Source organism: Aerosakkonema sp. BLCC-F183 (genome assembly GCF_041929145.1).
Lineage (GTDB): Bacteria > Cyanobacteriota > Cyanobacteriia > Cyanobacteriales > Aerosakkonemataceae > Aerosakkonema.
This window is the reverse complement of sequence record NZ_JBHFNU010000127.1, coordinates 1-19,967: the sequence shown is the minus strand read 5'-3', so window position 1 is coordinate 19,967 and position 19,967 is coordinate 1. Positions and strand designations below refer to the sequence as shown.

Annotated in this window: 28 protein-coding genes; 14 read left to right on the top strand and 14 right to left on the bottom strand. The window is 41.5% G+C overall.

Features of this window, described 5'->3' with window-relative positions; all coding sequences use genetic code 11:
* Window positions 1-38: 38 nt before the first annotated feature.
* Entirely contained in the window at window positions 39-1,910 is a 1,872-nt protein-coding gene (locus ACE1CD_RS37200) for an AAA-like domain-containing protein (RefSeq protein ID WP_374827951.1), read from the bottom strand.
* Window positions 1,911-1,927: 17 nt separating this feature from the next.
* The gene (locus tag ACE1CD_RS37195) at window positions 1,928-3,385 is read right to left on the bottom strand and encodes an AAA-like domain-containing protein (RefSeq protein WP_374827950.1); all 1,458 of its coding nucleotides are present in this window, start codon (window positions 3,383-3,385) and stop codon (window positions 1,928-1,930) included.
* 347 nt (window positions 3,386-3,732) lie between these two features.
* Here ACE1CD_RS37195 and ACE1CD_RS37190 point away from each other — a divergent pair, with 347 nt between their 5' ends.
* The 4 genes from ACE1CD_RS37190 to thiL all read left to right on the top strand — a co-directional run bounded on the left by ACE1CD_RS37190 (window position 3,733) and on the right by thiL (window position 6,287).
* Window positions 3,733-4,209, top strand: a complete 477-nt coding sequence (locus tag ACE1CD_RS37190; RefSeq protein ID WP_374827949.1) for a hypothetical protein — start codon at window positions 3,733-3,735, stop codon at window positions 4,207-4,209.
* Between the two features lie 322 nt (window positions 4,210-4,531).
* The gene (locus ACE1CD_RS37185) at window positions 4,532-4,972 is read left to right on the top strand and encodes a hypothetical protein (RefSeq protein WP_374827948.1); all 441 of its coding nucleotides are present in this window, start codon (window positions 4,532-4,534) and stop codon (window positions 4,970-4,972) included.
* A gap of 21 nt (window positions 4,973-4,993) precedes the next feature.
* Window positions 4,994-5,272 carry a hypothetical protein gene (locus ACE1CD_RS37180; RefSeq protein ID WP_374827947.1) on the top strand — a complete coding sequence of 93 codons (279 nt, stop codon included), beginning with the start codon at window positions 4,994-4,996 and terminating at the stop codon, window positions 5,270-5,272.
* A 19-nt stretch (window positions 5,273-5,291) separates the two neighbouring features.
* Window positions 5,292-6,287, top strand: coding sequence for a thiamine-phosphate kinase (gene thiL / locus ACE1CD_RS37175; protein WP_374827998.1), 996 nt, complete (start codon window positions 5,292-5,294; stop codon window positions 6,285-6,287).
* A gap of 11 nt (window positions 6,288-6,298) precedes the next feature.
* Here thiL and ACE1CD_RS37170 read toward each other — a convergent pair whose 3' ends face one another.
* Window positions 6,299-7,354, bottom strand: a complete 1,056-nt coding sequence (locus ACE1CD_RS37170) for a YhcG family protein (protein ID WP_374827946.1) — start codon at window positions 7,352-7,354, stop codon at window positions 6,299-6,301.
* A gap of 251 nt (window positions 7,355-7,605) precedes the next feature.
* On the opposite strand from ACE1CD_RS37170, the gene ACE1CD_RS37165 reads away from it, so the two are divergent.
* The 3 genes from ACE1CD_RS37165 to ACE1CD_RS37155 are packed head-to-tail and all read left to right on the top strand — an operon-like array spanning window position 7,606 to window position 8,461.
* Entirely contained in the window at window positions 7,606-7,857 is a 252-nt protein-coding gene (locus ACE1CD_RS37165) for a UPF0175 family protein (RefSeq protein ID WP_374827945.1), read from the top strand.
* Window positions 7,854-8,342, top strand: a complete 489-nt coding sequence (locus tag ACE1CD_RS37160) for a DUF3368 domain-containing protein (protein ID WP_374827943.1) — start codon at window positions 7,854-7,856, stop codon at window positions 8,340-8,342. The genes ACE1CD_RS37165 and ACE1CD_RS37160 overlap by 4 nt, the downstream gene beginning before the upstream one ends.
* Window positions 8,339-8,461, top strand: coding sequence for a hypothetical protein (locus ACE1CD_RS37155; protein WP_374827942.1), 123 nt, complete (start codon window positions 8,339-8,341; stop codon window positions 8,459-8,461). The genes ACE1CD_RS37160 and ACE1CD_RS37155 overlap by 4 nt, the downstream gene beginning before the upstream one ends.
* 4 nt (window positions 8,462-8,465) lie before the next feature.
* On the opposite strand, the gene ACE1CD_RS37150 is transcribed toward ACE1CD_RS37155, so the two are convergent.
* Genes ACE1CD_RS37150 through ACE1CD_RS37140 form a run of 3 tightly spaced genes read right to left on the bottom strand, consistent with a single transcriptional unit; the run spans window position 8,466 to window position 9,244 of the window.
* The gene (locus tag ACE1CD_RS37150) at window positions 8,466-8,855 is read right to left on the bottom strand and encodes a hypothetical protein (RefSeq protein ID WP_374827941.1); all 390 of its coding nucleotides are present in this window, start codon (window positions 8,853-8,855) and stop codon (window positions 8,466-8,468) included.
* A 9-nt stretch (window positions 8,856-8,864) separates the two neighbouring features.
* Window positions 8,865-9,041: a hypothetical protein gene (locus tag ACE1CD_RS37145; RefSeq protein ID WP_374827940.1), complete on the bottom strand. Its 177-nt coding sequence runs from the start codon at window positions 9,039-9,041 to the stop codon at window positions 8,865-8,867.
* Window positions 9,038-9,244 (bottom strand): hypothetical protein, encoded by a 207-nt coding sequence (locus ACE1CD_RS37140; RefSeq protein WP_374827939.1) that lies wholly within the window; start codon window positions 9,242-9,244, stop codon window positions 9,038-9,040. The genes ACE1CD_RS37145 and ACE1CD_RS37140 overlap by 4 nt, the downstream gene beginning before the upstream one ends.
* 94 nt (window positions 9,245-9,338) lie before the next feature.
* Between ACE1CD_RS37140 and ACE1CD_RS37135 the strand changes: the two genes are divergently transcribed.
* From ACE1CD_RS37135 to ACE1CD_RS37125, 3 genes are all read left to right on the top strand, one after another.
* Complete coding sequence (locus tag ACE1CD_RS37135; RefSeq protein ID WP_374827938.1) at window positions 9,339-9,488, top strand: hypothetical protein; 150 nt, start codon at window positions 9,339-9,341, stop codon at window positions 9,486-9,488.
* 63 nt (window positions 9,489-9,551) lie between these two features.
* Window positions 9,552-9,926: a hypothetical protein gene (locus ACE1CD_RS37130; RefSeq protein ID WP_374827937.1), complete on the top strand. Its 375-nt coding sequence runs from the start codon at window positions 9,552-9,554 to the stop codon at window positions 9,924-9,926.
* A gap of 52 nt (window positions 9,927-9,978) precedes the next feature.
* Complete coding sequence (locus ACE1CD_RS37125) at window positions 9,979-10,419, top strand: hypothetical protein (protein WP_374827935.1); 441 nt, start codon at window positions 9,979-9,981, stop codon at window positions 10,417-10,419.
* Between the two features lie 150 nt (window positions 10,420-10,569).
* Here ACE1CD_RS37125 and ACE1CD_RS37120 read toward each other — a convergent pair whose 3' ends face one another.
* From ACE1CD_RS37120 to ACE1CD_RS37105, 4 genes are read right to left on the bottom strand one after another with little or no spacing between them, the layout of a single operon-like run.
* On the bottom strand, window positions 10,570-10,794 hold the full coding sequence (locus tag ACE1CD_RS37120; protein WP_374827934.1) for a DUF433 domain-containing protein: 225 nt from the start codon (window positions 10,792-10,794) through the stop codon (window positions 10,570-10,572).
* Between the two features lie 32 nt (window positions 10,795-10,826).
* Window positions 10,827-10,958, bottom strand: coding sequence for a hypothetical protein (locus ACE1CD_RS37115; RefSeq protein ID WP_374827933.1), 132 nt, complete (start codon window positions 10,956-10,958; stop codon window positions 10,827-10,829).
* Window positions 10,955-12,130, bottom strand: coding sequence for an RDD family protein (locus ACE1CD_RS37110; protein WP_374827932.1), 1,176 nt, complete (start codon window positions 12,128-12,130; stop codon window positions 10,955-10,957). The genes ACE1CD_RS37115 and ACE1CD_RS37110 overlap by 4 nt, the downstream gene beginning before the upstream one ends.
* Window positions 12,131-12,134: 4 nt before the next feature.
* On the bottom strand, window positions 12,135-13,412 hold the full coding sequence (locus tag ACE1CD_RS37105) for a protein kinase (RefSeq protein WP_374827931.1): 1,278 nt from the start codon (window positions 13,410-13,412) through the stop codon (window positions 12,135-12,137).
* 348 nt (window positions 13,413-13,760) lie between these two features.
* On the opposite strand from ACE1CD_RS37105, the gene ACE1CD_RS37100 reads away from it, so the two are divergent.
* From ACE1CD_RS37100 to ACE1CD_RS37090, 3 genes are read left to right on the top strand one after another with little or no spacing between them, the layout of a single operon-like run.
* Window positions 13,761-14,276, top strand: coding sequence for a helix-turn-helix transcriptional regulator (locus tag ACE1CD_RS37100; RefSeq protein WP_374827930.1), 516 nt, complete (start codon window positions 13,761-13,763; stop codon window positions 14,274-14,276).
* 48 nt (window positions 14,277-14,324) lie between these two features.
* Entirely contained in the window at window positions 14,325-14,684 is a 360-nt protein-coding gene (locus ACE1CD_RS37095) for a hypothetical protein (RefSeq protein WP_374827929.1), read from the top strand.
* Window positions 14,684-15,142, top strand: a complete 459-nt coding sequence (locus ACE1CD_RS37090) for a hypothetical protein (RefSeq protein ID WP_374827928.1) — start codon at window positions 14,684-14,686, stop codon at window positions 15,140-15,142. Before ACE1CD_RS37095 ends, ACE1CD_RS37090 begins: the two co-directional genes overlap by 1 nt.
* Window positions 15,143-15,295: 153 nt before the next feature.
* On the opposite strand, the gene ACE1CD_RS37085 is transcribed toward ACE1CD_RS37090, so the two are convergent.
* The 4 genes from ACE1CD_RS37085 to ACE1CD_RS37070 form a co-directional block, all read right to left on the bottom strand.
* The gene (locus ACE1CD_RS37085; RefSeq protein WP_374827927.1) at window positions 15,296-15,814 is read right to left on the bottom strand and encodes a hypothetical protein; all 519 of its coding nucleotides are present in this window, start codon (window positions 15,812-15,814) and stop codon (window positions 15,296-15,298) included.
* Window positions 15,815-15,995: 181 nt separating this feature from the next.
* A complete protein-coding gene (locus ACE1CD_RS37080; RefSeq protein ID WP_374827926.1) occupies window positions 15,996-16,490 on the bottom strand; it encodes a TIGR00725 family protein in 495 nt (164 codons plus the stop codon).
* 168 nt (window positions 16,491-16,658) lie between these two features.
* A complete protein-coding gene (locus ACE1CD_RS37075) occupies window positions 16,659-17,120 on the bottom strand; it encodes a peroxiredoxin (protein WP_374793584.1) in 462 nt (153 codons plus the stop codon).
* A 75-nt stretch (window positions 17,121-17,195) separates the two neighbouring features.
* Window positions 17,196-18,080, bottom strand: a complete 885-nt coding sequence (locus ACE1CD_RS37070) for a 4-hydroxybenzoate solanesyltransferase (RefSeq protein ID WP_374793582.1) — start codon at window positions 18,078-18,080, stop codon at window positions 17,196-17,198.
* A 95-nt stretch (window positions 18,081-18,175) separates the two neighbouring features.
* On the opposite strand from ACE1CD_RS37070, the gene ACE1CD_RS37065 reads away from it, so the two are divergent.
* Window positions 18,176-19,825 (top strand): Ppx/GppA phosphatase family protein, encoded by a 1,650-nt coding sequence (locus tag ACE1CD_RS37065; protein ID WP_374827997.1) that lies wholly within the window; start codon window positions 18,176-18,178, stop codon window positions 19,823-19,825.
* Window positions 19,826-19,967: the final 142 nt, after the last annotated feature.

Here is a 19,967-nt window from a genome sequence, read left to right as displayed (position 1 = left end):
ATCGTGCAATCACCTGATTCGAGTTTTCTCGATAACACCTACTCTTTCAGACTGAACCCTTGTCTCATCGCTGTAGTATCAAAAATTTGACGCTCCATCAGTTCAATAATATCCTCCATTTCGGTAGCCAGATCGAAAACTACAATATCGCAAGGATTACCATTTTTATCTGAGTTCTTTTTCGTATCCAACTTATCAAAATACTCTCGATCCACTTCCTTGCCAATACCAATAATCAAGATCTTGATGACACTCTCATCTTCAAGCTTAGCGCAAGTTTCTACAATTAACTTCTCAAAAGCTTTTGTATCGTCAAATTGACCGTCTGTATAAATAATAAAGAAAGCTCCTTGAGTTTTGGAAGTGGCGCGACTGCTAAACCATTGATCGAGGCACTTACTTAGAGTAGGTGCAATAAAAGTTGTAGAATCAGGGCGATTTTCAATAAAAATACTTTCTACACGCTCCACATTTTTCACGAGAATAGGGTCTCTTCTAACAATGTTTCTGCTGAATAAAGCAATATTAATTACATCACAAATTTTTTCCATATCCTCCTCACTCTCTTTACTAAGAATTGCATCGACATGGGACATAACAATTTCCTTTAAAGAATCCCAACGTTTCATGTTACCGTCAGCATCGCGTTTCGTCATCGACCCACTTTGGTCAATTAGCATGAAAACATCGCGGTTGTAAATTTTGTTAAGAGATTGTGACATAATAGGCTCCGGGTTGTGCAGTAATTGTTGTTGTTTATCTTGAAGAAAACTTTCTATTTTGAGAATCCAGTTTTTATTAAAAATTCTTCTATAAATTTCATTGCTAACTCGTAATGTATTTTCTTGTGATTTTACTATTATACCTGAAATGAGTAAATCCATCTGAATTGGATTAGTTGCATCCAAACATACATATTTTTCGTCGAATATTTCTCTATACAACGCCAAACATTTTAAATTTTCAGCGATTTTATTTTCCGTCTTATCGGTTAAAAAAAAGTAATTTTGGATACTTTGGAAGTGTGACTGTCTATCTATTTTCGGCCATTGGTCGATGATTTCCCTAATCACGATTCTGTTGACATAATCTGGAATTGATACCCCATACCTACTTAGCTCGGAATTAGCTACCAAAGCACAAACAAGTTGAGTTAAAAAAGGCTGTCCTCCTGTCCACCAAAGGATGGCTTTTAAAACTTCTGAACGACGAGTTTTAGGAAAATTTGTAAGACCTGCTAGTAATGGTTTAGAATTTAGGCTTAAACCTGTCAGTTCGATAAACTCGCCTGTGTTAGCGGCAAAGTTTCGATCTGTGATTAAATCTGAGGCTTTGGCAACACCCAATAGTATAAATTTTAATCGCTGGAGAGGCTTTGTTGTCTTATCTTCCGATAAGGCATTCATAAAACCCAAAAAACTATTTTGTAAATTTAAAGTAATTAAGCTCTGAACTTCATCCAGGTAAATAACCAAACTTCTCTCACCTATAGCCATCAAAGCTTCTTTAACTAAGAAGTCTTTAAATTTTTGAGCATCGGCAATGTTTGGTTTGTCCCAATATAAATCCAGCTTTTCTAGCAAACATTCTTTTCCTTCAAGTTGCTGAATTATTTGTTCGTAGATATTGTAAAGGATAGTATAATAAAATTCCTCTGAAGACTCAATTTTACCAATACCTTGCAGATTATACTGAACGCAGACAAATTTTTCTCTGGGAAGTTGATTGGCAGTTCGCACCATGAGGCTGGATTTCCCCATCTGAGGCGGCGCTAGGACAAAACACAAACGGTTTGGCGAGTTTTGGATAAAATCAAGCAGTTTTTTATCTGCGTCTCGTTCAACGTAGGTGGGATGGTGGTAATCTAACGATCCACCTTTAATTTGGTAGTATTTGTTAGTGATGTACATAAAGTATTTAATCCAGTTCAATCCAAATTACGCTCGAAAAATATTCGATATAAGTTACAACTGATAGCGATTTCATCTAAACTTTTTTCCTTAATTATACCTGCCTTGATTAACTTTTGCTTGCTCATCGTTTTGTCGCCTAATTTGCTATTGGACTTTAATATATTTCTCATCCATTCATATAATTGCTTGTCCGCTCTAATTTCTCTTAAAATGTCTGACAAAAATTTCATAACAGGTTCATTTTTTGAGTTGGCGTCATCAAGGAGTTTGTCTAAGTCATTGAGAGAAATCTGATTTTGGCTAACTTTGTAGAGTATCCAATTGACGAGCCTGGGATAACCACCTACGAAGTTCATCAAAATCTTCGCATCCACTTCGTTCCAATCTAAGTGAAATGCTGTCTTCGCTAATGACAAAATCTCATTGAGATTGAATTGTCGTAGTTCTATATTTATACCTATATTGTAGAAAGAAGCAGCAAAAGAAGAATTATAATCAGGCTGTGGTTCTAATGAGTAGGCCAGCAACATACTAGGCCAAACAATGTCTGCGTCACTCCTAACCTTTTTCATTTTAGTTTCATACCAAGATTTAAGTAAGCTGAAAAATTCCATTTCCAGTTTGTCTTTCGACTGGTCTTTCAATTGGTTTTTCTCTATAAAATCTAACCCATCGATTAAGAGAGTCTTAGGTTTGTCAGACTCCCTCTCATTCAGCTTTTTAAATATAGATTCCAGGTAATTTGTACACTTCGCACCAATTGCTAACTTACTTTGCCATTGCTCATCTAACTTTTTCAAGTTGTTATCGAGATGTTCTCCACCAAGACAATCGCTAAATTTTTGTACTACCACACTGGCGAATTGCTGGAGAAACTTTTCTAAATCCTGAAAGGCTTCACGATCTAAAATATCGCTGCTCAAATCTACACAAGCTACTAGATGACCGTTATCTTCAGCAAATTGACGGAGACGTACTAGGAGAGATGATTTCCCCATCGATTTAGTCCCGACCAGCTTCAGCATAACCGGATTTTGGGTGTCAGCTTTTGCCAATTCCTCTTCGCACACATCATCAACACCCTTGCGCCGCACATAAAAAGGCGAATCCAGGGGGATAATTCCCGAAAGAGTAGGCTCGATATCTTTAGTATTTTTTGACGCCTCTTCCCGTGGACTGATTTTTTCTGGAGTAAGAGTATCTGAGAGAAGGTTAGGTGTAGGTTCGATACCCATACCGTGTTGTGCAAATAGCTGTCTTAACTCCAAACGTCGATCGCGCCGCCGTCCGGGTTGACTCTTGATGTCAAAATACTCACTGATTTCCTGAACGTGCTTTCGCACTGTTGCGAGACTGATCTCGTATTTGTCTTTGATTTCAGTGTCCGGCGTACCTTTGAGCAGTTCGGATAGTATCTCTCGGCGACGAGGAGAGATGGTTTTGAGCTTGAGGTAGAACTCGGTCTTGTCCATTACGATTGCAACTTAAACTACTATCCTACTGTATATATTATAGATATTTGGTAATACTTCCGACATATTTTACTCATTTCCGGGAAGTTTTTGTGTACTGGAGTACTCCTTAACAAATTTAATAAATATTTATATTAGGGCTGACAAGTCGCCAAATCCCTGTAAATCCGAACTGTTGGCTGCTTTGCCCACGAATAAGCAGCCATGCGAAGCCAAACTTACTCATCGATGAAACATTAGAATAAATTTGTACTGATAGTGAGTACATACTTGTTTAGAAAGGAAGTCCCCCCATCCTTTCCCCACTGAGGTTATACGGTCTAGGGGGAATCTATTAAGGTGATAACATGATAACTTCATCTGGCGGCTTCGATCGCCTTTCTGTGACTTGGTTGAAAGACCAGCTCTATCGTTGGCGAGTTCTAGCTGCTTTGGTCTTCTCAATACCTCTCAATACCAGGGTGCTAGAGAAGTTGGAACAGCAAGCCACAGCTCACCCGGCTGGCTATAAATACCTGTATCTCTTTAACGTACACCTGTTTGGCGTCCCTTTGTGGGAAGCGCTAATTTTTTGGCTGATACAAGGTGCAGCCACTGGGGAACATGATCATCAAGAGAGCAATAATTTCAGTAAGGTCATCCAAGAGCGTATTGAGGAGCGCAAATTTAGGGTATCTCGCGGTGAGATTATCTTACGCCAAAAAAGAGAGGTGCGGGCAGGCCATTGGTTGCGGACGGCCAAGTTTCAAATTCATGAATTGCAGGGCTTAGGGCCAAAAACGGCGATTGTTTTAAGTTTATACGTCCCTGGAAGAAAGTTCTAAGGGATTTGCTCTCTCCCACAGCCACGCGCCGCCGCGTGGCTTTTTTATCTCTTCTGGCTTATTTGTTTGCTCGATCTAAAGGCGATACTACTGAAGCTTCCTACTCTTTTGACTACGTTTATTGTGAAATTAAAGTATTTTAGTGCTTTACAAGAGTATTAAATGCTAATATAAGCGAAATTAGTGCGGTAAACCTTGGTCTTTGTGAGGGGTTGCAAGTGAAGTTGAGTTACTAGGGACGGGCGGGACGCCCATCCCACAAGAAGTCCCTCAAGAAGAGTATTGTCCAACGCTCCAGTTATGCTCCATTAGGAGGTATGTCATGTCTTGTATCTGTAGCAAAATCAAAGAACGTCAATGCAAACTGCAACTATTTTTGGTTCGCTCAGGTTACGACTTTGAGGTTCGCAATGTAGCGAAAAGAACCGAAAAATTGCGCTTTGCTGGGGAGAATAGCGAAAAAATAGCTCGATATGCTCATCAACTCAGGACTGAAATAAAAATCAAATATAGAGTGGTTACGCCACTCCAACAACAGCGAGAAATTTCTGCCTATACTCTTGCTAGTTATCAAGACGAGTTAGGGCCTAGTATTGAGTATCTCCGAAATGTAAAAAATAAAACCTGGGAAGAAATAATCGAAAGCGCGTCACGATCGAATCGCGAAATGAATCACAGGTTAAGAGTGGATAACTACTGGTTTCCCGCTATACTGGTGGTGTTAGTAGTGAACTTGTACTGGCACATACGGAAGAGCAAATAACCTATTTTAAGAGCGGATGCTATGAAAGTCAAACGAGTCCCTCATCATCCAGAACTAATTTTAGTTGACAATGGTGATGAAAACGAATCGTATTTTGCTAAAATTGAATCTACTCTACTGGCAAGTTTTTCAGCCAAAAAAACTAAAGAATTAGAGGGACTCGATGAAATCTATATTGACTTTGACTTTGAGGGCAATTCAGTAATACTAGCATGGAATGCTTTGGCAGGAATCTCTATAGTCTGTAAAAATGCCGATCTGGAAGAGAAGATTTTCCAACATTTACAAAATCTAAAATAGTCTTTGAACACCGATGCAAATGAAAGTTCGAGATATCGGGGAACGAGGACTGCTGAAACGATTGCAAAGTTTTTGTTCTGCTGAGATTATTGGCGATGATGCGGCGGTGATGCAAATGTCGCCGGGACAATCTTTAGTTGTGACGACTGATGTATTAGTTGATGGTGTACATTTTAGCGATCGCACTACTTCCCCGTCAGATGTGGGATGGCGTGCTGCGGCGGCAAATTTATCGGATTTAGCAGCAATGGGTGCAACGCCGTTGGGAATTACAGTAGGATTGGGAGTGTCAGGCGATATAGCAGTTAGCTGGGTAGAACAAGTTTACGAAGGAATGGCGGAATGCCTGCAACAATATAATACTGTTATTGTGGGTGGAGATGTGGTGCGATCGCCTGTCATCACCATTTCTATTACCGCTTTTGGCGAAGCTTTCCCGAATCAAATTATCCGCCGTTCTCATGCTAAAGTGGGAGATGCGATCGTTGTAACAGGTTTTCACGGTGCATCCCGCGCCGGACTAGAATTATTACTGCATCCCGAACTAGGAAAAAATCTCAGCGAAGCCGATCGAAAGTCATTAATTCAAGCACACCAACGTCCAAAACCCAGATTAGATATTTTACCAACTCTCTGGGATATTTTAAATTCCCAATCCAAAATTGAAGTTGCTGGAATGGATAGTAGCGATGGTTTGGCAGATGCAGTAGTGCAGATTTGTCAGATGAGTGGTGTGGGGGGGAGAATAGAGCGATCGCACATTCCCATTCCACAATCTTTACATAACTGGATATCGCCAGAACAAGCAATAAAATGGGCGTTATATGGCGGTGAAGACTTTGAATTAGTGTTGTGTCTTCCCCCAGAATTAGCTGAGATATTGGTGAAAAGATTGGGAGAAAGTGCTGCAATTGTGGGAACCATTACCAATGATTCTGATGTGCGATTAGTTGATGCTGCTGGTTGTTATCCGGAAGAGGTTCTTAACTTGATGCAAGGATTTCAACATTTTTGATATCAATCTGATTACCCAGGCGTGTCAGTGTCTGTTTCTATTTCTAAAGCTGCTGTATTCAATTCCATTTCTAACTGTTCGATCGTGGGTAAACTACCTTGCAATTGTTCTGGAAGTGCTTCTCTCAGCTGATAAGTTGAAATACCAATGGGTTTATTGATATCCCGAAGCGCATACTCTACAATGGTTTTATCTTGGGTTTTGCATAATATAATGCCAATAGTAGGTCGATCGTCCTCTCCTCGCAGTAAATCATCCACTGCTGAAACATAGAAATTCATTTTGCCTGAAAACTCCGGCTCGAATTCTACTACTTTTAAATCTATGACTACAAAACAGTGCAGGCGAAAGTGGTAGAATAATAAGTCAAGGCGGTATTGTTTTCCGCTTACTTCGATCGGATATTGACTACCAACAAAAGCAAACCCTACTCCCAACTCCAGCAAAAAATCTCGGATATGAGCTACTAAAGCATTTTCTAGATCCCGTTCTTGTGCTTCTTTACCTAAACTGAGGAAATCGAAATTGTAAGGGTCTTTCAAAACCTGCTGCGCTAGGTCTGATTGAGGCTTGGGAAGAGTGCGATCGAAGTTAGTTGTTGCTCCCCCTTGGCGACGATACAAACCACTATCTATCTGATGGGTTAATACGCTTCGACTCCAGCCATACTGAATAGTTTGCTGAATGTACCACAGTCGTTCTGCTGCGTCTTTAACTTTGTCGAGCAAGATACAGTTATGAAACCAGGGAATTTGTGCAGCAAGCTGCTGCACAAATTGCTCATCAGGGTATGCCTCTGCAAATGCTCGCATATACTTAAGGTTGCGGGGAGAAAATCCTTTCATTTCTGGGAAGGCTTTTTGCAAGTCTTTTGCCAACTTATTAATCACCTTTGCTCCCCATCCCTGTTGTTGCTGGCGGGTCAGAATCTCGCCGCCAATTTGCCAGTAAAGCAATACGAGTTCGCGGTTGACTGCAAGAGATGCTCGTATTTGAGCATTGCGGATATGCTCTTTCAAATCCCGCAAAAATTTGTCATAGTCTGCTAGAGGTAGATCGATTTCCATAAACCGTTACAAATAGGTATTAGTTGAGTTAAACTTAACTATATTGTAATTGCACCAATGCCATCAACTTGTCTAATCAATTAAAGTTCGACTAATGTTATTGGTAAGTCATTTAGTTTTTAGGCGCGATCGCACTTGGGAAAGGAACAGGCAATAATGCTACATATCGCTATCTCGATACGGCTACGCCACGCTAGGCGATCGCCTAACTATAATGTAAGGTAAATTACCGTTAAATGGGAAAAAGTAATATGCAAATTATTCTGGAAATTCCCGACGATATCGCTCAAAATACTGCTTTAGGGGAAGCAGACTGGCTGCGAGAAATTGCGATCGCTTTATTTCAAAAAGAACTGATTACTTTGGGTCGTGCTAGCAGAATTGCCCAAATGCACCAAATCGAATTCCAGAAACTTCTTGCTAGTCGTGGTATTTGCGTTCATTATGATGTTGAGGAATTTGAACAAGACATTCAGCATTTACGCGATCGAGGCTGGTTATGATTGTCGTCAGCGACACTTCACCGTTATGCAATTTGATATTAGTAGAACATCTTTGGTTGCTACGCGAAATTTACGGCATTGTCATAATTCCTAATGTTGTAGCTGACGAACTTAAGGCGGCTAGTAATGTTGAAATTCAAAATATTTGCAATCTGGAATGGATACAAACGCGATCGCTTGCTAATCCAAGTTTTGCTGAAAGACTTCATAGCGAACGCGGACTCGATCTAGGAGAAGCTAATGCTATTGCTCTGGCGATCGAGCTAAAAGCCGACGACTTATTAATTGATGAACGACTAGGAAGACGAGAAGCTTTACAACTTGGACTATCAGTTATTGGTATATTAGGTATTCTTGTTACAGCTAAACAAAGAGGTTTGATTCCAATTGTAAAACCTGTGATGGAAGCTCTCATAGAGAAAGCTGGATTTCGTGTCAGTACCCAGTTATACTATCGAGTTCTTACCCTATCTGATGAAGAATGATTAGCGATAATGCTACGGATGGCGATCGCACTTGTGGGGAGAGTGAGTGCGATCCCCGAAGGGGTTGCGAAGCATTATCGCTTTTGGGATGTCGCTTTGCTTACGGAGAGCAAGTTTAGCACCCTAAACAAGACTGGTTTGCACGTATTCCGTTACAGGTTTCAAATCGATGTCGTCATTGGAAGTAAGCATTTTAAATAGATGACGCGGAATGCCAGCTGCGATGAGAATTTCCATATCCCGATCCAGCTTTAACCAGTCTCCATAGATACCGACAAACTGAGTCACGCAAGCTAAAGATGAATCCTTTGGGTCATTTACTCCCGTGTATCGATATTCAATTTCAAAACCTACTTTTTGCCCAATTTCTTCAATATCCCAGTCTACAATATCTAACGTTGTTGCTTCAATTGCTAGGGCAATATGACCGGGTGGGATAAAATCAAGAGGTTCGCAGCACCACCCAACAGTAGAGTTCCATACACTTTGACCAACTGATTCTCGAATTTTCATCTGTTTACCTCATTCAAAGTAACAACGAAACCAGGCTCTACCTTCGGGGCGAACATCTACCAAACGCCGTTCGTATTGATTTGCTAGCTGTTCGCATTTCTGTTTGGCTTCTTTTATGTTATATGCTTGTACGGGTTCGTTGATTGGATTGCCCAGTTCTTGTTTTTCTCTGTCTGGATCTCTCACTTATCCCCCTTTTTGTTGGATGAGGGGGCTGGCAAAGCATTTAACCACATCTCGATCGCCTCTTCCAAGCCTTCTCCGATGCTTAACTGCTTGAGAGTACAGGCAGCTTTAAATTGAAGTCCTAGTTCTTTTCGGACATCTCCAGATATCTGGATGTAATTTGGGTCGTGTCGCTTGGCTGGCACTTGAGTTTTGCTTCCCACTTAGGTTTCCTCTAACTCCTATATTCTCACGATCGCACATTTCATTTTTGCTAATATGTTAGCATGATAGCATATCAACAAAATAGTGGCAGGGGTGAAGAGAAAAATGTCGATCGGCGGGAGGGATAATGCTACGGATTGCGATACGGCTATGCCAAGCTACGCGATCGCACTTGTGGCGAGAGTGAGTGCGAGGCTTTTGGGATGGGGGGAGGAAAGAGCGATCGCATTTATTGTGAGATAATGGGCAAATTTATAGTAAAAAATTGACAAAGAGATAAAATTTTAATTAAACGGAGAGATCGGGATGTTAGATTTGTACGATTTGCTAGGGAAAATTAAGCAAAGACCATCTTTATATTTGGGCAAGCGATCGCTCAGTCACCTTCATGTTTTCCTAGATGGCTATACTTTTGCCCGCCGTCAAATTGGTATCCCAATTACAGCACAAGAAAAAGATTTTGAAAAATTTCAAGAATGGATAGAACATCGTTTTAAGCAAGCAAATACTCAATCTTGGAGTCGGATTATTCTTTTTTATTCTGAAGATGAAGCAGATGCAATGAAGCGCTTTTTTGAGTTGTTTGAGGAGTTTTTGCAGCGAGAAAATTTGCCAAAAGTTGATGAAATAGCTAATTTGGAAATGGTAGATGAATTGAGTATTGTAGTTGGGAGTAGTTGAGTTTGATGTTGATGCTGAGAGGGCGATAATGCTACGTATTAAGTAGAGCGATATGGCTGGGTCACGCACTCGCGATCGCTCTTGTTGTGAGATAATGGAGAAAGTTATAGTAAAAAAACAAGGAATTGAAAGATATATGGAAAAAGCCTATCGAATTTCTGGAGCAAATGCTTGTTTTTCTTACCCGATTGTAGATACAGCAGATTTAGAAGCAACTTTTTTAGAACTAGCAGAACAATGGCGACGCGAGACAGGTATGATGTCGCTAATTATGAAAATGTCAATGCACCCAGCTTATCAAAGAATTATTGGTATGGGTCAAGCGGTGGTTCCCCTAATTTTGAGAGATTTAGAAAAAGAACCCGACCATTGGTTTTGGGCGTTGCAAGCCATTACAGGCGCTAATCCTGTTAAATCAGAACAACGTGGCAGATTACAACAAATGGCACAAGCATGGCTGCAATGGGGTAGAGAAAATGGCTATAGATGGTAGGTTGGAAAAATATCAAGAAGACGATCACAGCAATGTCGGGAGATTCAATGGGGATGTAATCTCTCAAAACTAAAACTTGATGACCTGCATCATGAATAGTTTGGATAATAGAATTAGGAACGCATTGATCGATGAAAAATCTTAAACTCATTAGGCAACTGTTTCAAACTCTGACAAATCGCGAGCGTAATCAAGACAAGCATCTATCTGTTCTTTGACTAGATCGGGAAACTCTTGAATAATTTGTTCGACGGTATTACCTGATGCTAAATAACCTAAAATCAGACTTACGGGAATTCTTGTTCCTTTGATTCGTGGTTTACCTCGCAGTACCTCTGGGGTACTAATAATATGTTCTCTCCAGTTTACGGGCATAATTTGTCTTTTCCGAGCCGACAACTTATATTTTAACTTAGGAATGGCGATCGCACAGTTAGAGGAGAGTGAGTGCGAGAGCTTTTGAGATGGGTAGAGGAAAGTGCGATCGCACAATTAGGAGAGAGCTTTTGGGATGGGGGAATGAAAAGGATAAATTTCATTCATTATTATTGTATGGTTCTACCTTGACAGGTGAAATATTGCCCCCATCATCACAGTTTTTAATTGTAATAGAACCATCTAGTTCCTGTTTAATAAGAAAATTATCAGCCTGATAAGAAGTAACACGCTCTCCAGTGTCAGGATTTACTGGATTAAAACCTAACAAAACCAATCCTTGAGACGAACTATACAATTGCATTGTTTGATCTACTTTACCCACTTTTCTTCCTTCACCACTACTGTCGGGAAATATAACTCTCATTATTCCTGAATCTCCTTGCATTTTAAGTCTTGCTATATGGGTAGTTGCGCCACCGCTAAACTGCAATTTCCAGTCACCATCAATGTTATTATTACCAGGCTCAATCAGCTGTTCTTCAGATCCACAAATAGTAAATTTACCTGACTTAGGAATACCTGAATTATTGGTTTCTACTTGAGATGTAGTGGTTTCTGTAGGCGTAGGCGTAGCAGTTTCCGTAGGCGTTAACGTAGGTGAAATAGTCGGCGATCCAGATCTTGTAGGAATTGGTGTTGGTGTTGGATCGGGCTTTGGGGTAACAGGAGTCGAGGGAAACTGTGCTATAACACCTCTAGATAAAATTGCTGTTATTGCCAATCCAATGATAATTTTCCAGGGAATAGCAGTAGATTGACCGCTTCCATTCACAACTAAACATCTAGCGATAATATCATGGAGAGCTTGCTTTTCTGACGTGAAACCCGCCATCAAGAAGCCGATGATTAATATTAAAAATCCAATAATAAATACCAATCTAGCTACACCCCAGTAAGGAGAGTTATCTCCTGCTATAGATGCCATAACTGCAATAATGAAAGCTATTATCCAAATAGCAAGAAAAACTGACTTAGCAAAATACCTACCTGTCGCTTTTCCAAAAGAAATTTTATTGCCCTTCGTATCGGTTACAACAATTCCCAATACTTGTTTTCCAAAAGTTGCTTGTAAGTCGGAACTTTCCATTCCAGCAAAGTAAATCCAGCTTATAACAGTTGTCAAAACACTGTAGATAATAAATCCTTTGGGGTTATTCTCCGGGTTAGGGGCTTTCCCACAAGCAATGAAGTATAGAAATGACAGAAAAATTCCGTCAATCAAAATAGCAACAAATCTTTTGTTAATACCTGCGTAGTAACTCGATCTAGACATCTGATTATTTCCTCACTACTAAAGTTTGGCAAATTTTGTCATGCAAAGCTTGCTTTTGGATTGTCCAGCCAGCCATAAAAAAACCTATGAAAAGAGTTAAGTAAGATAGCAATTTACTACTATGCCTCTTAGTAGCTTGCTCAAAAGATAGCTGATTCCCGTTGATATCGGTTACAACAATTCCCAGTAACTTTTTGCCTAGCGTTCCTTGAAAGTTAGAACTTTCCATAACTGGACAATAGAGAAATCCAAGTATTACATAAGCCACTATAATTCTGCCCAAAAATTCTTCGCCATTAGTTGTAGGTGTTTGTGTAATTAAATCCCACATTACACTTCCAACTATTAAGATAGTTTTATCAATAATGTCGGCTACCAGTCTTGTGGAAAAACCTGCGTATTTTATGAAATTTGGTGGTGGTGGTATTGGTGGTTGTGATAGAGGTTTAGTTATTGTTAACTTACGAATATCTTTTAGTGCCTCTGATGCTGATTGATAGCGCTTGCTAGGATGGTAACGCACCATTTTATCTAAAACATTAGCCACATCATTTCTCACTTGTGCTTGGTTTCGCCACACAAGTTCGAGATTGTTAGGATCGATCGGAATATTGCTTGGAAGTATGCCAGTGAGAGCTTCAATGCCAATCATTCCTACTGCATAAACATCACTGCCCAATGCCGGATGTCCTCGCATCTGTTCTATAGGCATATAACCTGGTGTACCAACCCCAACAGTTGTTGCTACTACTTGTCCATGAGTGTTAAATACTTGAGTGCTGACTTGTTTTACAGCACCAAAATCAATTAGTATGATTTTATTATCTTTCTTTTGGATTATTATATTTTCTGGTTTAATATCGCGGTGAATGACTCCATTTTGCTGAACAAATTCCAAAACTTCTAAAATATATTGCAATAAAAAAATAACTTGGTTTTCATTCCACCGACTACCGATATTGATTTGGGTGCGAAGATTATTACCTTCAATATATTCTTGAACTAGGAAAAATTCTTGCTGTTCTGGGAAATAAGCTAGTAATTTAGGTATCTGGGGATGTTTTCCTAACTTTTTGAGCATTTGCGCTTCTTGCTCAAATGCCTGTTGCACCCATTTGATATTAGTTTGGCTTTGAGCTTTAAGTCTTTTAACAACACAAGGTTCATTGAAATCGCAAGTATCTATCGCTAGATAAGTTTCGCCAAAGCCACCTTCTCCCAGTTTTTGTGTAATGCGATAACGTCCTTGTAGGGTTTGCCCAACCAAGTTTGTCCCAAACATATATAAGGTTTACCATTTTTGAGTTAGCGATCGCCCAACCATTAGACTCCACGTTCCTTACTCACCCGCTTAGCCGCTGAGTAACCTCTCGCGAATATCTACTTATATTTCTGGTCTACGCCCCAACTTTTATGCAAAAGGTTGGCTTTTATTACAAATCTTTACATTTTGCCTTTTATCCCACACCTGTTTACCCCCAAGTATTTTTACTTAGCCAGAAAGTATGAAAGCAAACTCTATAATGTCCTGCTTTGGAAAGATGATAAACTAACCTTTGCTATTAATCGACTAACAAACGCTATAATTTTCAGTTAGCATCACACTATCAACTTACCCAAAACCCTTGCCATGTCTAACGATGAGATGTTTGCCGAGGCTGCAAATAACTGGGATTTAGAAAGGCTGTACCGAGATTTGGCGGAAGCTAAGCAGAAATGCGCTCCTCGTGCGAGAAAGGGACTGACTGAGCGGGAAAAGCTTTATTTGCGGGGGCTGCTGTGCGGTTGCAGTCCGGCTGAAATAGCCCGCAAACTGTTGCAAAGTCCCAAGGGTGTTGAGGTTTATGTTTGCAAAACTTTATACCAATACTTTAAAAGAATGCCAGATGTACCTAATGAAAAGGTAGGTAATTGGAGAAATATTAATAATTTTCTAGAAGGTGCGGGATATAAAAGTCAAACTAAGTCCTCTGTTAAATCTAAATTAAATTATTCTTTGCCGCTAGAGCCATTAGTAAAAATAGTGAATTTAGGTGTTGAACAACATACTATATCAATTGATATTAATATTCGATTAGCATTTCCTTTTGATGCAGAATCTCAAAGAACGGAAGATATGGGAGAGAGCGATCGCACTTCCTCATAAATTAAGTTAAAATACAATAGCACAGTCATATTATAGATAAGTTTCAATATGACCTACAACACTCCAGAAGATTACATCAATGCAATGCGAGAAGCCATATCCAGCGGCGCTCATACCAAAGCACAGGAACTTTCAACTCAAGCTCTCAAGCATTATCCCGATCGTGAAGACATCAAGAAGTGCGCCGACATTCTAGCGCCATCGAAGATAACTTCAGTAAAAAGACCTATTGATAAAGGTTGGCAAAAAAGTCGAGAATGGGTGAGTCAGCAACGTCGCGATCGTAAATATTTGAATCAATGGGTAGCAGTACGCGATGGTGAATTATTAGCCATAGGCAGTTCTATTGATGATTTAGTGGAGCAAATAGATGATACAAATGATGTGTTCTTCACGGTGATTTATTAATGGCTTTGCTACTGTTCCCTGACGGAGAAACTTTTGCGAGAGGGGCTATTCGGTATAATTATGCTCCGGCGACCCCAAGTGAAACTACAAATCGGATTATCCTACCTGTGAAAGTCGAAAATGTCAGGACAGAAGCTATACTCGACACAGGTGCGCCTTATCCGATTATCGCACCCAAAATAGCGAGACAGGCTGGTTTGGATCGCTTTACTCCCTTAGAAAGAATAACTATGCTAGTTAGAGGTATGCGGCTAGAGGGGGTTATAATTCGTTTAAACATGATTTTGCCTGCCGACGAGGGCGAAGAACAGGATATATCTGCTACGGCTTTTGTTCCCGATCTAGAAGAATATTGGGGAAATTTTCCCTCTTTTATCGGTCAAATTGGTTTTTTGGAAAGAATTTGCTACGCTGTCAACCCATCTACTAATACATTTTATTTTGGTGAACTTCCTTGAAAATGTGAAGTTGAAACCATCTGTGAAATAAAGCTGCGATCGCACCATTAACTGATGAAAGAAAAAGTGCGATCGACTATACAACTAAAAGAGCGATCGCCCACCCAAATTAACCGCGATCGCTCCCCCGTTCCATCTCAAGTACGAGCGCTATCAAATATCAAAAGGAACGCCGTTTGCAGTGAAATTTATTTCCTGAATATTGAACAGAGATTGGCTCAGCAGAGTTTGCCGAATCGATTCAAACAAAGCGTATTGATTGGCACCGCTCAAACTATCAAAAACTTCGGCTCCGCGAGGATCTTTGATGATAAAATTGATTGTGGCTACGTGGGTATTTGGGTCAATGCTCACGTTGTACCCGGTGATGCCAACATCCTGACCTTTGTAAGCTTGCAGAATTTTACCGACGGCATCGGTGACTGGGCGATTTGCTGCTACGGCAACTTCTTGCGGTGCGAGTTGCTGCAATTGCACATCGGGTAGATAAACTATTGCCGGTACTTGAGCTTGCTGAGAACGAGTGTTTCTCGATTGGGCAACGGGCTCGGCGTTTGCCGATACGGATAAGCTCAGAGCGATCGCCACAGCCGCAAACACTTTTGTGCTAACTTTGGTAAGGGAAAAAGAAGTCCCCGTGCGACGATCGAGTGACATCGTATTATCCTTCATATAACACCCCGCCAGCTTTCAGACTTTCGATAATTCGATCGTAGCGCTGTTGGATAAGCTTCACCTACCGCCTCAGAAAGGCTATCTTCGTTCCGTGCAAAGATAAATATAGTTTTATATAGTTTGTTTTATTTCCAAAGGCTGGCTAAAAAAGCAATACGATCGCTCTTTCGATAGTGGTTTAGGCAAAATCGCCTATTTCTTTGGCAGTTAAAATAGCTGACTGGGGATTTGTGACAATAAAAACGTTATCTTTTGATAGACTTGTAAAAAAAGCTTTACTTTCCTCTGTATTATTTAACAAAATTACTTTTTTGTTACTTCTGAGCGCAAGGGCAACCTCGGAAGCAGTCCCCGTACTCATTCCACAGACTATCACTACATCGCTAGAAAGTACATTGATATTATTGCGGGCATTGCCCATATCGGTAAAGATGGCAATGTCAACTGCCTCAGAGATGGTGTTGCGATCGTTCTTGGGAAGAATACCGATAGTAAGACCGTTAGCTTCCTTTGCACCCTTAGTGGCGGCGTCCATCACACCCACATTTCTGCCGCCAGTCAGCAACACCCATCCCTCTTGGGCGATGAGTTTGCCCAACTCGTAAGCATAAGCCAAATCGGATGCAGTGGCACGATCGCCCGGGCCCATTACGCCGATAATGATTTTTGTCATAGCAATACCCTCATCATTTTTTGGTAGGTTGGGTTGAGCGAAGCGAAACCCAACGTATTTGTTGGGTTTCGTGCCTCAACCCAACCTACGAAGTTAATAGCTAAAGACAGAAATGATTGCAGATTTTAGATTTAAATCTAAAATCTGCAATCTAAAATTTAAAATTGCCTAGACTTTTTGAAGTTCTTGCAGCGTTTTGAGAGACTCATCAACATGAGCTTTGAAGTTTAACTGTGAGTTAAAGATATGCTGCACAACTCCATTTTTGTCAATCACATAGGTAACTCGTCCGGGCAGGAGTCCTAAAGTGGCAGGAACGCCGTATAGTTTTCGGACGTTGTTACCAGTATCGCTCAACAAAGTAAAGGGAAGCTGATACTTACTGGCAAATTGAGCGTGGGAATTTGATGAATCGCCGCTGATGCCAATCACTTCTGCACCAGCATCTTTGAAGGTTTCATAACTATCTCTAAAAGCACACGATTCAGCCGTACATCCTGGTGTGTCATCCTTGGGGTAGAAATAGAGAACAACGGCTTTTTGACCGCGAAAATCGTTAAGGCTGACTGAGGAGCCATTTTGGGAAGTTAGGGTGAAATCAGGCGCGATATCTCCAACTTTGACAGGCATAGGTGCTATTTAGTAAATTGAACGCGATCGTAATTTTCCATTCTCCCACATTCCCGGCTTAGCGATCTTTTGACATTAAAACAAATTGCCGGCGATCGTACCACCGAGTACAATAAAACCAATCCAAACATTTTGGCGGAAGATTTGACCGTAAACTGGTTTCGGTAAGTCTTCTTTTCGCAATTGGGAATAATGCCAAATCCATCCAATTGTTGCGATTACCAGGGATAGCCAAAAGCTCCCATGCAGCTGCATGAGGACGCCGAGACTTGCGAGCAAACTAGCTGTACCCAAAAAGAAAATACCCACAGCTTCAGCGGCGTAGTTTCCAAAGAAGATAGCGCTGGAATTAATGCCTATTTTCAGGTCGTCTTCTTTGTCGCTCATGGCATAAACTGTATCAAATCCCAATGTCCACAGTACAGTTGCGCCCCAAAGCAGCCAGCTGGATAATTCTAAATGTGCGATCGCCGCACTCCAGCTAATCAGTACCGCAAAACCCCAAGCAATAGAAAGCACCAACTGGGGTACGGGAAACACCCGCTTAGCTGTAGGGTAAAAAACGATAACCGGGACAGCCGCCACACACAGCCAGAAACTCAAGGGATTGAGATACAGCGCCAACACACCAGCGCAGCACATAGCAATAAATGCTACCACAATACCTGTACGTACCGTCAAAGCGCGAGACGCGAGAGGGCGATTGCGCGTCCGTTCCACTTGCGGATCGATATCCCGATCCCACAAATCGTTGATCGCACAACCGGCAGCACTGGTAGCTAAAGTACCCAGTACTATGACGCCGACAAGCGGCGCGGGAGGTGTACCGCGAGAAGCCAAAAATACAGACCAAAGGGCAGGAATCATCAAAATTAGGCGTCCTGCGGGTTTATCCCATCTCAGGAGGCGAATAACAGTCAGCCAGGTAGGTTCCGGTTGGCGTTCTTGCTGGGTAAGCATAGCATCGATTAATTATTTGCATTACTTTCCCTCCCTATAGGATATCTTTATACCTGGAGGGAGGGGCTGGGATTTTCACCCAACACAAGTTTATGATGGTCAATTCAATTTCTGAAAGCAGGGTGAGTATTTCTGGTAGCGCTTTGGAGAAAGACCGCTTTCTCGCTGCTATTGATATCGGTACAAATTCTATTCATATGGTGGTAGTGCGGATTATTCCCTCGCTACCAGCTTTTACCATCATCGACAGGGAGAAAGACACGGTAAGATTGGGCGATCGCGACCCCGAAACTGGGAACCTCAAACCAGATATAATGCAAAAAGCGATCGTCACCCTGCGCCGCTGTCAAGAAGTCGCCAAAAGCTTAAACGCCGAACAAATTATCGCCGTCGCCACCAGTGCGGTACGGGAAGCGCCCAACGGACGAGATTTCCTCAAACAAATCGAAGCTGAAATCGGGTTGCGCGTCGATTTAATTTCCGGACAAGAAGAAGCGCGACGCATTTATTTGGGCGTGCTGTCGGGGATGGAATTCAACAACCTACCCCACATTATTATAGATATCGGCGGCGGTTCCACAGAATTAATTTTAGGAGACAGTCAGGAACCGCGCAGTCTCAGCAGCACCAAAATAGGCGCAGTTCGACTCACGACGGAATTTGTCACTACCGACCCCATCAGCAATGGGGAATTTTTATCTCTACAAGCTTACGTGCGGGGGATGCTGGAAAGGTCAGTTGAAGAATTACGGGAAAATCTCAATCCCGGTGAGCGTCCCCGCCTGGTTGGTACCGCTGGCACAATAGAAACTTTAGCACTTATCCACGCCCGCGAAAAGTTGGGCATCGTTCCCACACCCCTGAACGGCTATCAGTTTAGCCTGAAAGATTTGCGCGAGATAATTCTGCGTTTGCGAAAGATGAATTATGCAGAACGCGCTGCTATTCCGGGAATGTCAGATAGGCGTTCCGAAATTATAGTTGCCGGTGCGGTAATCTTGCAAGAAGCGATGACGCTACTGGGTTTAGAGACAATCACAATTTGCGAACGCAGTCTTCGCGAAGGCGTCATTGTTGACTGGATGCTCACACATGGTTTAATTGAAGATCGACTGCGGTATCAAAGTTCAGTCCGTGAGCGCAGCGCGATCAGAACTGCCCAAAAATATCAAGTTAAACTGGAATACAGCCAGCGAGTTGCTGAATTTGCCCTCAGTTTATTTGACCAAACCAAAGGCATTCTTCATAATTGGGGTTTGCCAGAAAGAGAACTGCTTTGGGTTGCTGGTATTTTACACAACTGCGGTCACCACGTCGGTCATTCCTCGCATCACAAACACTCTTACTATTTAATCCGCAATAGCGAGTTGCTGGGTTACACCGAAACCGAGATCGACGTAATTGCCAATTTAGCGCGTTATCACCGCAAAAGTTGTCCGAAGAAAAAACACGATAACTATCGCAACTTGCCAACGAAAGAACATCGGCAGATAGTATGTCAGTTAAATACTTTATTGCGATTGGCAGTAGCGCTCGATCGAAGACAAATAGGTGCAATTCGACAAGTGAAGTGCGAATATCGCCCGGAGGTAAGAGAAGTTTGCTTGCGGCTTATTCCATCCCAACCAAATGATGACTGCGCCTTGGAACTGTGGAGTTTGGATTACAAAAAAGGCTGCTTTGAAACTGAGTTTGGCGTTAAGTTAGTAGCTAAGTTGGAATCGGCTGCTGTTGCTGCTGGTTAAGCTGGAGTTCCCTTTTGACAAAAAGGGGGAAGGTATGCTGGGCTTGGCTTTAAGGGTTCAAGCTCGGCCAATTACATGGGTACACTACAACCCAACTCCCAGCAAATCCAAAGCTGTTTGTTGCAGAGGAGTAGGCTGGGTA